The sequence below is a fragment of the Planococcus sp. ISL-109 genome (assembly GCF_018613655.1).
Lineage (GTDB): Bacteria > Bacillota > Bacilli > Bacillales_A > Planococcaceae > Planococcus.
In genome coordinates this window covers 32,327-47,186 of record NZ_JAGGPW010000005.1, presented here as the reverse complement: position 1 = coordinate 47,186, position 14,860 = coordinate 32,327, and the positions used below count along the sequence as shown (strand labels likewise).

Here is a 14,860-nt window from a genome sequence, read left to right as displayed (position 1 = left end):
TGGCGTTCCGAAACGGCAACGAAAGACCTAGGGGAATATTTTCAAAACAATCTATTTTTATGTAATAGGATGTGTTTTAATAGAATTGTAAATAACTTGAAATGGGGATGGTAGGATGGATCGCGCGTTCAAGATTGCGACGAGTTTTTTGATGGGTATATCGCTTTTAGGGGTTTTACCGGCAACACAAACGGCAAATGCCGAAGATTTGGTAGATGCAGATCTATTAGAAGAAGGGGTGGACGTGACCGAAACGTTTTCTGCAGATGATGCGGAACACTGGTACCGGATCGACGTCGAGCCTGGACAAGTCGCTGCACATTCACATTTTGAAGTGTCACTTCAGTCGGACCAAGAACTGACGTTCACGGTCTACCCGGACGCAGAACGCGCGACCGTCGACAAGCCCTTTGACCCTTTCAGCAATTATTCATTTTTGGAAAGAAAATCAGTGGTGAAATTCCCAATCGCCTGGGAAGGACCATTTTATATCAAGGTCTCTTCATTTGCAGAAGAGCTCCCGATTGAAGTGGGAGATGGCGAAGAAGCAAGCTACACACTCGGTTTTGACGGCACGACAGTGAAAGCGTCGAAACCGACAAACAACGAGCAATGCCCGGCAGAACTCGTGTTGGATAACCAGAACCTGCTCGACCAATTGCGGATGATCCGCGGTGACGTGCTGGCACAAACCGAAAGTGGCCGAGAGCTGACAAAGCTTTACTACAAGCTTGCACCGTTCATCGGCTACCAGGCCGTGACGGAGGCAACGGTTCGCGACTCGCTCAAGAAAAATCTTAAGCAGCTCGACGGCTTGATTGACAGCATCGCGAAAAATGGACTTCAAAGTTCAAAAACAATCACTGCAGCTGACCAAAAAGCCATCAATGAACTATATGCCTTGGCTTTGAAGACGGCGCCTGAGAAATTGAAAGGTGAAGTAGAAAAAGCAGGGAAATCAATCGGCATCAGCAAGCTTACAGGCAAATCAGTCCTGCTCGCGATGAAATCGACCGATTATATGATCAAAGACGCATCAGCGAACAAAGTCATCGTCAAAGTGAAAGACGGCGTGACGTTGAGCAAGGCAAAAACTTCAGGAGCCGGCATCCAGTCAGTTTCTGAATTCGAAGTCGAAGCACCGAAATTCGACTCATTCTACGTCGTCGACTTGAAATCAGGTATGTCTACCTCAGCGGCGAATCAGACGCTGCAGACGCTTGAAGCGCTGCCGGAAGTGGAATTCGTCGAACCCGTGCAGCAGTATTCTCTGCATTCAGAAGACATCTACTATAACGAGCAATGGTCACTTGAAAATGCCGGAGAAGGTTTCGGCATTGAAAACGCGGACATCGATTTTGAACAAATGAAGGCACTCGCCGCACAGAAAGATCAGGCGGAAACCATCACAGCGGTCATTGATACGGGCGTCGATTACAGGCTTGCAGACCTCAAGAACCAGATGGTCAGCACAGGTTATGACTTCGTCAATGATGACGATAAAGCGCTCGATGACCAAGGGCACGGTACGCATGTCTCGGGCATCATCGCCGCACAAGGCGGCAATGACTATTCGATGACCGGCATCAATCAGTCGACGAAGATCCTGCCGATTAAAGTGCTCGACGCCTCAGGATTCGGCGACACCGAACAGATCGCATACGGCATCATCTATGCGGCGAACGAAGGCGTAGATGTCATCAACATGAGCCTTGGCGGCGGCTACAGCCGAGTGCTCGAATACGCCATGAAATACGCCAGTGAGCGCGGCGTGACGATTGTCGCCGCTTCCGGCAACGACGGCTGGGAAGAATTGTCCTACCCGGCATCATCGAAATACGCCATTGCTGTCGGCGCGACAAACCGGCTCGATCTCGTATCGGATTATTCCAGCTACGGTGAAGGCCTTGACCTTGTTGCACCGGGAACGGATATCCCAAGTCTCTTGCCGGACGGCAATGTGACGCTCATGTCCGGAACGTCGATGGCGGCTCCGCACGTAGCAGCCGTTGCAGGCGTACTGAAATCGATCAACCCGTCATTGTCGCCGGAACAGCTCCGGTCTCTGCTGACGGTATCGGCCGATGACATCGCCTTTACGGAGGAAGACCGTCCGATTTTCGAAGATCCATTTTTTGAGGAAGAATTCCCGTATGAAGTGGAAGAATTGGCACCAGGTTACGACCAGATCTCCGGCTGGGGACGTTTGAACGGTGCGGAAGCCATTTTGGCCATGTCCGATAAATGGAATCTGGCCGAGCGCATCAGCGGGGCGAGCCGCTACGACACGGCAGTTGAAGTGTCGAAAAAAGGCTGGATCACTTCCGGCAAAGCGGTACTGGCAACCGGCGGCGATTTCCCGGATGCTTTGAGTGCAGCACCGCTCGCAGCGTATCATAACGCACCACTGCTTTTGACGAAAACCGATTCGATCCCGAAAGCGGTGCAAGATGAACTGAAACGCCTGAAAGTGACAGATGTCACCTTGATCGGCGGACAAGGCGCCATCAGCCCGCTCGTCGAAAAAGAATTGACAGCTCTTGGCATCAAACAAACGGGCATCAAGCGCATCAGCGGCAAAAATCGCTATGAAACGTCTGTCAACATCGCCAAAGAAATGAAGACTTCGACACAAGCAGTCGTCGCAACAGGCACGACATTTGCGGATGCCTTATCGATTGCACCGGTCGCAGGCAACCAGAAAATGCCAATCCTTCTGACGAAGCCTAACGCTTTGTCACCGGAAGTGAAAGCGCATTTAGGCTCGAAAACCTACACGAAAACCTTCATCATCGGTGGTAAAGGCGCTGTTTCAGACAGTGCCGCAAAAGAAATCAAAAACCCGGTCCGCCTAGCGGGTGCATCGCGATACGACACGAACAGTGCCGTCATCACATATTTTAAAGCATCGTTCGATCCAAAGAGCATGTACTTGGCGACCGGCACCAACTATCCGGACGCTCTAGCGGGATCCGTCTTGGCTGCGAAAAATAAGGCGCCGCTCGTCCTCACATCACCGAAATCGCCGAACGCGGCAACGGTGAAAACAGTTCAGACTCAGCTGAAGACCGTCAGCAGCATTTACATCCTCGGCGGTGAAGGCGCATTGCCGACTGACAGCATCAAGCAATTGTTCGAGTAAACACACAGAAAACAGGCGTTTCGAATATTTCGGACGCCTGTTTTTTCATACCTAAATGGCTAGCGAAAGGATGGAATCGGAATGAAACATATTATTGCAGGCGGTATTGGGGTTATATCGGGTATCGTGCTGTTCGGGTTCACATTGGTTGCAGCCGCGATTTACGCGCTGGAGTTATCGTCGATCGGCTATTCGGGGAAATGGGGGCTGTACGGTTCGGCGCTCATCGAAATCGGGATCGTGCCGCTGCTTATCAGCGCCAGTCTGTTCCATCGCCGGGCTCGTGTTTCTCTATAAGGCCGTGGACAAGGAATGGAAAGTGAAATATTTTCTAGTCGACGGCACACCGAACGAACTGGTACAGGACAAAGAAAACAACTAGCAGTCCAAGCAGAAGGGAAGTTCTTATGACTAACGACTATGTATTTGAAACCGAACGACTCGGCTTCAGAAGGTGGAAACCGTCGGACCGGGTAGCGTTTGCATTGATGAACGCCAACCCTGACGTTATGGAGTTCTTTCCGAAAACCTTGACGCGGGAGGAGTCGGATGAGCTGGTTGACCGGATTGAAGACCATATCGAGCGAACAGGCTACGGGCTATGGGCGGTTGAAGTAAAGGGAAACCGCACATTCATCGGTCTGATCGGCTTGCTCAAAGTGGATTTCGACGCCGGATTCCAAGGCGCAATTGAAATCGGCTGGCGTTTAGGCAAAGAGCATTGGCATCATGGCTACGCCACAGAAGGCGCGACAGCGTGTCTCGTCTATGGTGCTGGCGTGCTGAAGTTGAATGAGATTTATTCGTTCACTTTGCTCACCAATACGCCGTCCGAGGCGGTCATGAAGCGGATCGGCATGAAAAAAGTGAAGGAATTCGACCATCCGCGCGTGGAAGACGAAAGCCCGCTGAAGCGGCATGTGCTGTATAAGTGGGAGGGAAAATAGAAGAGGCCGAACTGATTTTCTCAGTTCGGCCTCTTTTTACCTGCTTAAAAACGGGAAATCCGGTAGGTGTTGCGGCCGGCTTGCTTGGATTCATACATCGCCAAATCGGCATTCTTCAAGACGGACGAAACGGTCGCGCCGGCCTTTTTGATCAGCGCGATGCCCATGCTGGCGGTGATGTTGACAGGGCCGTCTTCCAAGTCCCAAGGCATATTCATCGCGAGTTTGACGGATTGTGCGATGGACACGGCTTGCTCTACCGTTTTCACTTCCGGCAACAGCAGCACAAACTCATCACCGCCGAGCCTGGCCGCTACATCGTGGCTCTGAATGCTTGCCTGCAGCCGTTTCCCGAACTCTGCGATGACCGCATCACCAGTTTCGTGCCCGAACTCGTCGTTGATTGTTTTAAAGTGATCGATGTCGAGCATAATGACCGCCAACATATCGTTTTCGTCTTGGGGGCTGCATAGTTCTTCCAAGATCCGGTCTTTCAAAAAACGCCGGTTGGATAAGCCTGTCAGCGAATCGTGGTACGCGTAATGGTGCAATTGGTTTTCCTTTTCTTTGTACAAAGTGATATCTTGTGTGATCGTCAGCATATGGACAAACTGGCCTTGGTCATCAAACACCGGCGTGCCTTGTATTTCGGTCCAGATCCAGCCTTTCGTTTTGTGTTTCAGTTGCACTTCCAAAATATACGTTTTGGCTTCTTCAATGGCCATCGAAAAGGCCTTCTTAAGCTCCGGTACATTGTCGGGGTGGACCGCATCAAAAGGCGGCGTCCCCATATACTCTTCGGGGTCCACGCCATACACCCGCTTGCTCGAAGGGGAGACGTACAGCGGCTCGCCTTGATGGTCCATCAAAACGATGACGTCATGAGCGTTTTCCGCAATGATCCGGAAGCGGTTTTCACTTTCGACATACTGGGCGATCATCTGGTCAAGTTCCCGCATATCCCTCAGCGTGGCATAGACGCCGACGATCTCGTTTTTGACTTCTACGGGAGCGAAGTGGATCAGGATGCCGAACGGTTTTCCGGACGCCCCGATGAACTTGGTCCGAAAATCATGTGAAACCCCTTCAAGAGCCAATTGGAAATAGACCCTCACCAATTCGCAGTCTTTCGACAGGATATGCTCGCTCAGCCCCTGGTCGACCAAGTCGGCGAGCCGGTATCCGGTCAACTGCTCGACGACGGAATTGCCGGCCAAAATCCGCCCGTTCAAATCCAGCGAGAAAATGGCGTCCGCGTTGTTGTCATACAAGGAGCGGTAGCGCGAGCGGCTTTTTTTCAGCTGTTCCCATGCTTCATTGCTGGCTTCTCTGGCCAGTCGCTCGTTGGTGATGTCAGTGGTCAGGGCGATGATGAAATTGCAGTTGCCGTCCTCGCCGAACAGCGGCGTCAACGTAGTTTCCGAATAATAAGGCTCCCCCGAAGGCGTGGTGTGCAGATCCTTATAGGTAGTGGCTTCTTGTGTCAGCAACACTTGCTTGTACTGCTCATTCAAAAGCTTGGCGGCATGCGGATTGTGGGTTTCGCTGAAGGTTTTTCCCAGGTCATCTTGAGTCAGGTGCGTTTTTTTCAATGCGGCCTGATTAAAAAATTGGTAGGTAAACACGGTGTTTTCCCCGACACTCACGATAAGTATCATATCTTTAATGGCTTCCATCAATACTAAATCTAAAGGGAGTGTGCTTGTATTATTCACGTGTCCATTTCCTCTCTTGGGTAAATGTGGTTAACGGATAACATAGCAATTTCAGTAGGAGCGGGTAGAACGGGAGGTGCTAGAGAACCGGCTTTCTGCACCGTGCAGATATTTCGCTTCAAAATCGGCGACTTTCATCGGTCTGTCGTAAAGGTATCCTTGGTAAATGTTGCAGCCGTTCGCCTTGAGGAATTCAGCTTCCTCAGGCTTTTCCACCCCTTCGGCCACGAGTTCGCATTCAATGCTGGTGGCCAAGTTGATCAGCGATTTCAACACAGCTTCAGATTTCGCATCCTGGCCAATCTTCTGGATAAAGGAGCGGTCGATTTTAATTTTATTGATCGGGAAATTGGTCAAATAGGAAATCATCGAAAAGCCGGTGCCGAAATCGTCGATGGCGATCGACATCCCTTTGTTCTTGCAGATCAGCAAATTTTTCAGTGTCTTAGGTGAATAGGTCAGTTCGGCTTGCTCGGTGATTTCGATTTCAATCAAGCTCGGATGAACTCCGTAAAAATCAAGCAACGCGAAAAAATCATCGAAGAACTTGCTGTTGCTGATAAGTGATGGGGTCATATTGATCGCTGTCCGCACATTCCACCCAAAGCGCTGTTCCCAATCTTTGATCTGAGTCAGCACTTCCCGCGTCAAATGGATCATCAGCGGCACGATGTTCTCCGTTTCTTCGGCGACTTCTATAAACTCCAGCGGCGACAACTCACCGAATTCCGGGTGCGCCCAGCGCGACAACACTTCCGCGCCGACGATTTCTCCCGTTGCCCCGTCTATTTGAGGCTGCAACGCATAGTAAAAGCCGCTTTCCTGTAGATCTCCACGGAGCCCTTTTTCGATGACCGAATTGCGATTACGCTCCATTTTCATGTTGGGGAGGAAAAAAGTATAGCAAGAGCCGCGCAGGTTTTTCGCTTCGCACATGGCGATTTCCGCATAGGAGAGCAGTTCTTCCAAGATTTTGGCGTCAAAAGGATAACAGGCAATGCCGATGCTGGCACTGACGCTTACTTTATGGGCCGTATCCAGCGTAATCGGCATGTAGAAAATATCTTCAATCTGTTCCGCGCACACTTCCAAGTTTTCACCTTTTTGGGGTTTCCGAACAATGATGAACTCGTTGCCGTCCAAACGGCCGACGTGGCATGTGTCACTGGCGAGCGCTTTCAGCTGTTGGGCGATTTTGATCATGATCGTTTCGCCGGCATGATGGCTGTGCACAGCGTTGATGAAGTTCAAGTTATCGATATGGATATGGAATACCGAAAACGCGATATTTTGCTCGATTTGGGATTGCATCGTTTGAACGAGGGACCGCCGATTCGGAAGTCCGGTCAAGTAATCATAATTGGCGTATTCCATCAGCTGGGCTTCGGTTTTTTTCTTTTCGCTGATGTCTTGGAAGTACAAGGCCAAGCCGCCTTTTTTCAACGGGCACGCCTTCACTTGGTACCAGGTGTCCATTCCGGTATAGTAATCGACCAGTTCCACGACCGTCTGCTCGCTCAACGCCCGCTTAAAAGCGGTATGAAAGGACGGATTGGATTCTTCAGGAAACCACTGCGCAAGTTGCGATCCGACGATGTCTTTTCGTGTGCAGTTCAACAGCTTCCCGCCGATTTCATTCATGTAGATGATTTGGAATTCATCGCTCAACAAAATAAATCCGTCGGTCATGCTCTCGAGTACAACTTCTGCCGTGATCTCCTGTGTGGAATGGTGCGGCGTGGCCTTATGGTAGATGATGGCGCCATACGAAAAGTCCGAAGTCAATTGGATCCGCCTGACCTTCACCTGCATCCACTGCGTCGCGCCGCTGCTCAGGTGAAAAGGGTACATCTGTTTATGCTCATGGATTTCGTTTGCCAGCACTTGTTGGATGGCGAGCACTTCTTGTTGTTTTCCACGAGCTTCCATGTCCTCGAAGTAATTGCTTCCGGACTGCCATAAGGATTGCTGGACTTCGTTGATCACACAAAAATCAATCCAAGCTTGGTTGACTCGTTGGATAATGCCGTTTTCATCGATGACGATCAACAACTCGTCCACGGTGTTCATTAATTCCTGCACTTGTTTTTTCTCGTTCTCCAACATTGAGCCCTCCTTGCCTTGTTTCTGAATTTCAGTTCCACAAACGGTATCCAGGTGGAAAGCCAAGTGCATGCATTGACCTTGCTGTAGTTTTTTAATCATTCTGAAATAGTTTTAGAATTTTTTTGTGAAATGATCGCTTGAAACGGGGGTTGACGGGTGAATTGAAAATGGAGCAAACTCTCACTTCCACATGCACTGGCCTTCAGTGGAAGGGCGCCTATGGATATGGATGGAGGAGTCGCTCGGGTATTTGGTGGCGGTAATCCAGGCGGAATGTGGAACAAAAAAGCATCGTTTTGCCTTTTTGATGGAATTTCGGTCTGTTTTCTGTGTCATTTGGATTAAAAATGGGAAATGATTCCTTTTAATTAATCATTTTTACTGTCAAAGAGTATTATAGGGGCAGTAGTGAGGGGTATTATATAGTCCCATATACTCAACTCGGTTCTATTGATAATGTTCCAATATACAGATTCCTTTTAGATAAGTTTTAGTGGGCAATTATAAATAATGATTTCGAATCCTTGTAGTTTCAAGAAAAATAACATGGAAGCCAATGTGAATAGGAAAGGACAGCTGCTGAGTGATTTGAACATCCGTTGTCCTATTGTTGGCGGTTCCCGCATTCCTGCTGTTCGGAGCGGCGCCGGGAGACGTGTTCAATATTTCCCTGGCGACAATATATAGCGATTAATACTCGGGGGCAATACCCGCCGATTACCGTTATGATAATTACGGCGTTAGAGGTTGAGAGTCTGAAAGAAGGTCCGGTACCTGGTGAAGGGGTGTCGGAGCATCATCACTAAAATTCGGGTGCGAAAAAAAGCCAAGTCCATTCAACAAAATGGATTGGGCCTTTTTTAATTTAGCGGGATTTCTCTAGCCCTGCTTAGAGCTTAGGTGGGGAGTAGATCCTTTTTGGGTTCTTTCTTCATATATTCTCCTTCTTTTGCTAATGGATAAAATGCATCGCCATGACTCCGTCATCCTGCAATTTTTATCATCACTAGCGAGAAGACCCCTGCTTCAATGCATTGGGTAGGTGGGGGATGAATCGCTTTTTTTTCGTTTTCACGGTTAAAAGAACATCTGTTCCGGGTGTGGTGCTTGTAAGGAGGTGACCCATCGTGATGGTCCACAAAGCCTACAGGTTTCGACTCTATCCCAACAAGAAACAGCAAGTGCTCATCGCCAAAACGATCGGCTGTAGCCGCTTTGTGTTCAATCACTTTCTGGATTACAGGAATACCACTTTTGAAGAGACCGGAAAGGCTTAGGCTACCTCCACTGTTCTGCACAGCTCACTCAACTGAAGAAAGAGCTGCTTTGGCTGAGGGAAGTCGACAGTATCGCCTTGCAGTCTGCCCTCCGTCATCTGGATGAGGGGTCCAAGCGATTGTGGAACAAGCAAAACCACCAGCCGCGCTTCAAGTCGAAAAAGAATCCGATCCAGTCCTATACCACCAAGTTCACGAACGGCAATATCGCGCTTGATGGACAGAAGGTCAAGTTGCCGAAACTGGGCTGGGTCCGTGTGGCCAACTGCTTTTGCCGTCCTTGTATCTGTTGTTCCGCCTGTTCCTGTTCGACAAGGATTATGTCAAAGGGAAATCGGATTACCACGCCTAAAGGAGGCCCACAAGCATGAGTGGTTTTTTCATTTTCTATGCCCCGTTTCTGGTGATCATTCTGGCGATTGCCGTCGGTTTTTGGGTATCGCTGATTGATTCTCCTATTGTCAAAAAATAGATAGGGGAATCACCCTATAGAACGGTGGATAGTTTCACGTTAGGGTTGAGTGGAACCAGCAAGGCTGCTGAAACGGCGATTTTATTAACAGAATAGGGAGGGTTTTAGATGTTACTGAAATATTTTTATGATTCCAATTTAGCTCAAGCTTCATATATGGTGGGTTGCCAGCAATCCAACGAAGCGGTGATTATCGATCCGGCGAGAGACATTGCCCAATACGTGGATGCTGCAAACCGGGAAGGGTTGAAGATCATCGGTTCACTAGAAACCCATATCCATGCCGATTTTGTGACAGGATCCAGAGAACTCGCCGCACAAGAAGGCGCTAAGATGTATCTGTCAGACGAGGGCTCGGCCGAATGGAAATATCAAAACTTGGAAAACACTCCGCATCAGCTAGTGAAAGACGGGGATCAAATCAAAGTCGGCAATTTAATATTTACCGTGCTGCATACGCCGGGCCATACACCGGAAAGCATCTCCTTCACATTGATTGACGGCGGCATACCGGCGGACGAACCGATGGGCATCTTCACAGGCGATTTTGTTTTTGTCGGAGATGTGGGGCGGCCGGATTTATTGGAGAAGGCCGCGAAAATGGAAGGCACTGCAGCGGTTGGCGCGAAACAAATGTTTGAGTCCTTAAAAAAATTCAAGCAACTTCCGGATCATTTGCAGCTATGGCCTGGGCACGGAGCAGGAAGCGCTTGCGGCAAAGCTTTGGGAGCCGTTCCTTCTTCAACAGTCGGTTATGAAAAAAAGTATAACTGGGCGTTGCAATTCGAGGATGAAAACGACTTCTCGAAAGAACTGCTGGCCGGACAGCCCGAACCGCCGACTTATTTTGCGGTAATGAAGCACGTCAATAAAGTGGGGCAACAGCTGGTTAAAGAGCTGCCGCCAGTCAAAAAACTGAAGTCCCTGTCGGAAATGGAAGCCCTGATTGAAAAAGGGGTTCAGGTGATTGATACTCGAACGGCTGATATGTTTGCCGAAAAGCATATCCCTGGCACCATCAATATTCCGTTTAATTCTTCTTTCACCAATTGGGCCGGATGGCTTGTGGACTATAACCGCCCGCTTAGCTTGATCACCGGCTCCACAGAAATAGCAGAAGTGGAAAAAGCGCTGCAATCTGTAGGAATTGACCAGTTGGCTGCCTATCTGGACGCGCAATCGATTGAGCAATCCGAAGGGGATTTCGGTTCGTATCCGTCGATCAAACCAGCAGAAGCCAAGCGATTGCTCGACGATGAAAAGGTGAATATTATCGACGTTCGCAGTGCAAGCGAATGGAACGAAGGCCATATTGAAGGCGCCCAGCATATTATGCTCGGCACTTTAATGGAACATTTGGAAGAGGTGCCAACGGACAAGCCGGTCGCGGTGCAATGCGGATCCGGTGTCAGGTCGGCAATCGGCGTTACTGTCCTGAAGAGCAACGGTTTTGAAGAAGTGCTGAATTTGACAGGCGGCTATGCCCAATGGGTCAAGGAAGTCGGAAATTGATCCGCATTCACCAGATGGATATTGGACAAAATCATCATATGGAGGGGTTAGATTGAACACGAATAACGAAATTGTCATTGTAGGCGGAGGCTCAGGCGGCATTTCTGTCGCTTCGAGGCTGCTGAGAATATCTCCGGAACTGAAAAACCATATCACTATCATTGATCCGGCACAATTCCATTATTACCAGCCGTTGTGGACATTAGTAGGGGCAGGGGTTGCCCGTAAAGAGTCGAGCGAGCGCACGATGGCTTCTGTCATTCCGGAAGGAGTCAAGTGGCTTCAGGAGAAAGTAGTGCGTTTCATGCCGAAAGAGAACTTAGTGAAACTCGGCAATAATGAAACGATCCCTTACGATTTCCTTGTGGTGGCTGGGGGCATTGAAATCAATTGGGACGGCGTCAAAGGCTTAAAGGAAACCATCGGAAAAAACGGCGTTTGCAGCAATTATTCCTATGAACACGTGGATTACACATGGCAGCTCATCCGGACGTTCCAAGGCGGCAATGCGGTGTTTACACATCCTGCCACACCCGTGAAATGCGGAGGCGCCCCGCAAAAAATCATGTACCTTGCGGAAGATTCGTTTAACCGGACAGGCGTGCGGGATAAATCCAATGTGATCTTCGGTTCCGCCAACCCGGCGATCTTCGATGTGCAAAAGTACCGGGAAGCACTGGAGAAAGTCGTGGAACGAAAGAAAATCGATGCGCGCTTCCGCACCAATTTGATCGAAGTAAGAGGCGAAGAAAAACAGGCCGTATTCGAGAATTTGGATACGCATGAGAAAGAAGTCGTTTCTTACGACATGCTGCATGTGACGCCGCCGATGCAATCGCCTGAATTTATCCGTGAAAGCCCACTAGCGAACGAGGCGGGCTGGGTAGACGTCCATAAATATACATTGCAGCATAATAGTTATGAAAATGTTTTCGGATTAGGCGACAGCAGCGGACTGCCTACTTCAAAAACAGGCGCAGCAATCCGCAAGCAGGCACCTGTCGTGGCGAAGAACCTGGCAGCGGCGCTGAAGCAACAGCCTCTCGCCGCTATTTACAACGGCTATAGTTCATGCCCATTAGTGACAGGCTACAATAAACTGATTCTTGCCGAGTTTGACTATGACAAAAACCCCGATGAATCAATGCCGTTCAACCAGGCGGTAGAGCGCAGAAGCATGTATGTCATGAAAAAAGATTTGCTGCCAGTCATGTATTGGGACGGCATGCTAAAAGGAACGATGTAACAGAAAAAAGGAGGACCCGTTCATGACAAGTTCATATGAACACATAGAATCCGTTGATAGTTTGTCAGCGGCATTGGCCGACCCGGAAGTAAAGCAATCGATCGCCAATTTACTGCACCGCTTGCCTGAGCTCGAAAAAGGGATCGGCTCGCTTGAAGACGTCGTTGATTTCGGGCAAACGCTGCTGGACGATCAGCCTTTCATCGACGGTGTGGAAAGCAAGCTGGCGATTCAGCAGCTGGACATGGAAACCTTGGCTGCTTTGCTTGCCCTATTGGAAAAACTGCCTTCACTTATTGCGGCCATCAATAAAGTTGAAGAGTCGTTGGCTTTTGTGACCGCCATCAGCCAGGATTCCGAATCTCTCGATTACCTGACCGAGCAAGCAAATGCCTACGCAGCACCGGTCATGGAAGAAGGCAGAAAAGGGCTGACTTTTATCGCTGCTGTCAAAAACAAAGCGGAGCAGGACCACCAGCGGTATTCGATCTTTTCCATTTTTAAATGGCTGAAAGATCCGGCAGTCCAAAAAGGATTTCGTTATATAAACGCCACCTTGGAGACGCTGAACGAAAAGCAAGCCAGATGAGCGTGTTGCGCGTTAAGCTTCCGTCAAGGACGATAAGTCCAATAGCTGTTAAAATAATGAAGAAAGACTGATTCTATAGGGTCGGTCTTTCTTCATTATTGACTGTAAAGTGGTGAAACTAATGAGCGATCAATTTATTGAAAATAAATACTCCCACCAGGTTTTCCAACACATACACGATGGCATTATTGTCATGAACAATGAACGTTCCATCGTTCTGATGAACCCGGCTGCTGAAGCTTTGACGGGCTGGAAACAGGACGGGAAAGTTCCATACTGCAGCTATTGTGAAAACCGCAATAAGGCAGAAGGCGAAAACAAATGCTACCTCATCCAAAACGATGAAGTGCCGTATTTTTTATCGGAAATGCCCACCTACCACGGCAACCAAATCAAAGTGGAGATGAGCACGGCTTTAATGTTCAACGATGAGCATTCCGGCGAAAAAGAATACCTATTAGTATTGCGCGACCAAAAGCTGAAAGAAAAAGAAGAAGAAGCCCGCATCGCGAAGCTGATATTAAAACAAGTGATCGAAGCCCAGGAAAATGAACACAAGCGGCTCGCCCAGGAATTGCATGATGGGATCGGCCAATCCTTGTACACGATTTCACTGGCTTTGCAATCGATCGAATCCAGAGTGGAAGATACAAAGCTATTGGATTATATGAACGATGTCCGGGCAGAGCTGGATCATGCCATGAATGATGTCAAATCCTATTCGCAGCGGCTGAGGCCCCAAAGCCTTGACCGTTTGGGTTTGGTCGCCAGCGTCCAAAGCCTGGCGACTTCCTTCCATGCCGTCCATCCCACTCTGGACATAAACCTGGAAATCAATCAAGTGGACCGCTTGCCCTCACTAGTTGAGATCAATGTCTACCGCGTCATCCAGGAAGCTTTGCACAACGCCATCAAATATTCCCTTGCCAGTTCCTTGTGGATCAGAATGGAAGTAGAATACGGATATTTTCTATTGTCTATAGAAGACAATGGCGTCGGCTTCGATGCAGGAAAGTTGGCTAATGAAGGGCTTGGGCTGCGGCATATGAAAGAAAGAATCGAACAATTGGGCGGGGAATTCGCATTGAGCAGCCAAGTGAATAAAGGCACCCGCATTCGCGTGAAAATTCCATTGAGGGATGGGGAACAACAGTGATTAAAGTATTGGTAGTAGATGATCATGTCCTGATTAGAAAAGGATTGGTTCTTTTATTGGAATCCTATCCCGACATCTCGATCATCGGAGAAGCCGGTGAAGGGGAAGAGGCAGTCAGACTGGCGTTAAAAGAAGAACCGGATGTCATTTTGATGGACATCTCTATGCCGAATGGGATCGATGGGATTGTGGCTACGCAGGAGATTTTGAGGCATTCAAAAAACATCAAAGTGATTTTGCTGTCGATGCATGACGAGGAAGGGTATATCCAGGAAGCGATTGAAATCGATGCGGACGGATATGTTTTGAAAAACAGCCAAGGCGGGGAATTGTACCACGCGATTAAACAAGTCCATAAAGGCGAAAAATACTATAAAGTCGGGCTGCCGCCTGAACAGATCGACAGGCTGTTTGAGAATAAAGGCAACAAGCAAGCTTCCATCTTGACCTTAAGGGAACAGGAAGTGCTGCGGCTGGTGGTGTACGGATATACCAACAAGCAAATTTCAGAAAAGCTGTCCATCAGCCCGAAAACGGTGGAAAACCATAAATCCAATATCATGGCAAAGCTCGAACTCAAGCAAAAATCAGAGTTGATCCAATACGCCATCGCTAACCATTATATTGATTCGCAATAGCGGGCGCTTAGGATAGGGGAAAACCCCTATAGGATTGCACTCCCTAAAATGTAATAATTA

General features: G+C 48.9%; 11 protein-coding genes and 1 pseudogene. 10 read left to right on the top strand and 2 right to left on the bottom strand.

Features of this window, described 5'->3' with window-relative positions:
* Positions 1 to 115: 115 nt before the first annotated feature.
* From J7E21_RS07525 to J7E21_RS07515, 3 genes are all read left to right on the top strand, one after another.
* Entirely contained in the window at positions 116 to 3,142 is a 3,027-nt protein-coding gene (locus J7E21_RS07525) for a cell wall-binding repeat-containing protein (RefSeq protein WP_215106253.1), read from the top strand.
* An 81-nt stretch (positions 3,143 to 3,223) separates the two neighbouring features.
* Positions 3,224 to 3,439 (top strand): hypothetical protein, encoded by a 216-nt coding sequence (locus J7E21_RS07520; protein ID WP_215106251.1) that lies wholly within the window; start codon positions 3,224 to 3,226, stop codon positions 3,437 to 3,439.
* Positions 3,440 to 3,549: 110 nt separating this feature from the next.
* The gene (locus tag J7E21_RS07515) at positions 3,550 to 4,089 is read left to right on the top strand and encodes a GNAT family N-acetyltransferase (protein ID WP_215106249.1); all 540 of its coding nucleotides are present in this window, start codon (positions 3,550 to 3,552) and stop codon (positions 4,087 to 4,089) included.
* A gap of 44 nt (positions 4,090 to 4,133) precedes the next feature.
* Here J7E21_RS07515 and J7E21_RS07510 read toward each other — a convergent pair whose 3' ends face one another.
* Together J7E21_RS07510 and J7E21_RS07505 are read right to left on the bottom strand one after the other, a co-directional pair.
* Positions 4,134 to 5,747, bottom strand: coding sequence for a sensor domain-containing protein (locus J7E21_RS07510; RefSeq protein ID WP_215106247.1), 1,614 nt, complete (start codon positions 5,745 to 5,747; stop codon positions 4,134 to 4,136).
* Positions 5,748 to 5,855: 108 nt separating this feature from the next.
* Positions 5,856 to 7,910: an EAL domain-containing protein gene (locus tag J7E21_RS07505; RefSeq protein ID WP_251047886.1), complete on the bottom strand. Its 2,055-nt coding sequence runs from the start codon at positions 7,908 to 7,910 to the stop codon at positions 5,856 to 5,858.
* 1,127 nt (positions 7,911 to 9,037) lie between these two features.
* Here J7E21_RS07505 and J7E21_RS16225 point away from each other — a divergent pair.
* From J7E21_RS16225 to J7E21_RS07475, 7 genes and pseudogenes are all read left to right on the top strand, one after another.
* Positions 9,038 to 9,450 (top strand): annotated as a pseudogene (locus tag J7E21_RS16225) (helix-turn-helix domain-containing protein); the annotation flags it as partial.
* Positions 9,451 to 9,554: 104 nt separating this feature from the next.
* On the top strand, positions 9,555 to 9,659 hold the full coding sequence (gene cydS / locus J7E21_RS16645) for a cytochrome bd oxidase small subunit CydS family protein (protein ID WP_483313487.1): 105 nt from the start codon (positions 9,555 to 9,557) through the stop codon (positions 9,657 to 9,659).
* A gap of 108 nt (positions 9,660 to 9,767) precedes the next feature.
* Positions 9,768 to 11,171, top strand: coding sequence for an MBL fold metallo-hydrolase (locus J7E21_RS07495; RefSeq protein ID WP_215106243.1), 1,404 nt, complete (start codon positions 9,768 to 9,770; stop codon positions 11,169 to 11,171).
* A 52-nt stretch (positions 11,172 to 11,223) separates the two neighbouring features.
* A complete protein-coding gene (locus J7E21_RS07490) occupies positions 11,224 to 12,417 on the top strand; it encodes an NAD(P)/FAD-dependent oxidoreductase (RefSeq protein WP_215106241.1) in 1,194 nt (397 codons plus the stop codon).
* A gap of 22 nt (positions 12,418 to 12,439) precedes the next feature.
* Complete coding sequence (locus tag J7E21_RS07485; protein WP_215106239.1) at positions 12,440 to 13,006, top strand: hypothetical protein; 567 nt, start codon at positions 12,440 to 12,442, stop codon at positions 13,004 to 13,006.
* A 121-nt stretch (positions 13,007 to 13,127) separates the two neighbouring features.
* The gene (locus J7E21_RS07480; protein ID WP_215106237.1) at positions 13,128 to 14,162 is read left to right on the top strand and encodes a sensor histidine kinase; all 1,035 of its coding nucleotides are present in this window, start codon (positions 13,128 to 13,130) and stop codon (positions 14,160 to 14,162) included.
* The gene (locus tag J7E21_RS07475) at positions 14,159 to 14,800 is read left to right on the top strand and encodes a response regulator (RefSeq protein ID WP_215106235.1); all 642 of its coding nucleotides are present in this window, start codon (positions 14,159 to 14,161) and stop codon (positions 14,798 to 14,800) included. Before J7E21_RS07480 ends, J7E21_RS07475 begins: the two co-directional genes overlap by 4 nt.
* The last annotated feature ends 60 nt before the right edge of the window (positions 14,801 to 14,860 follow it).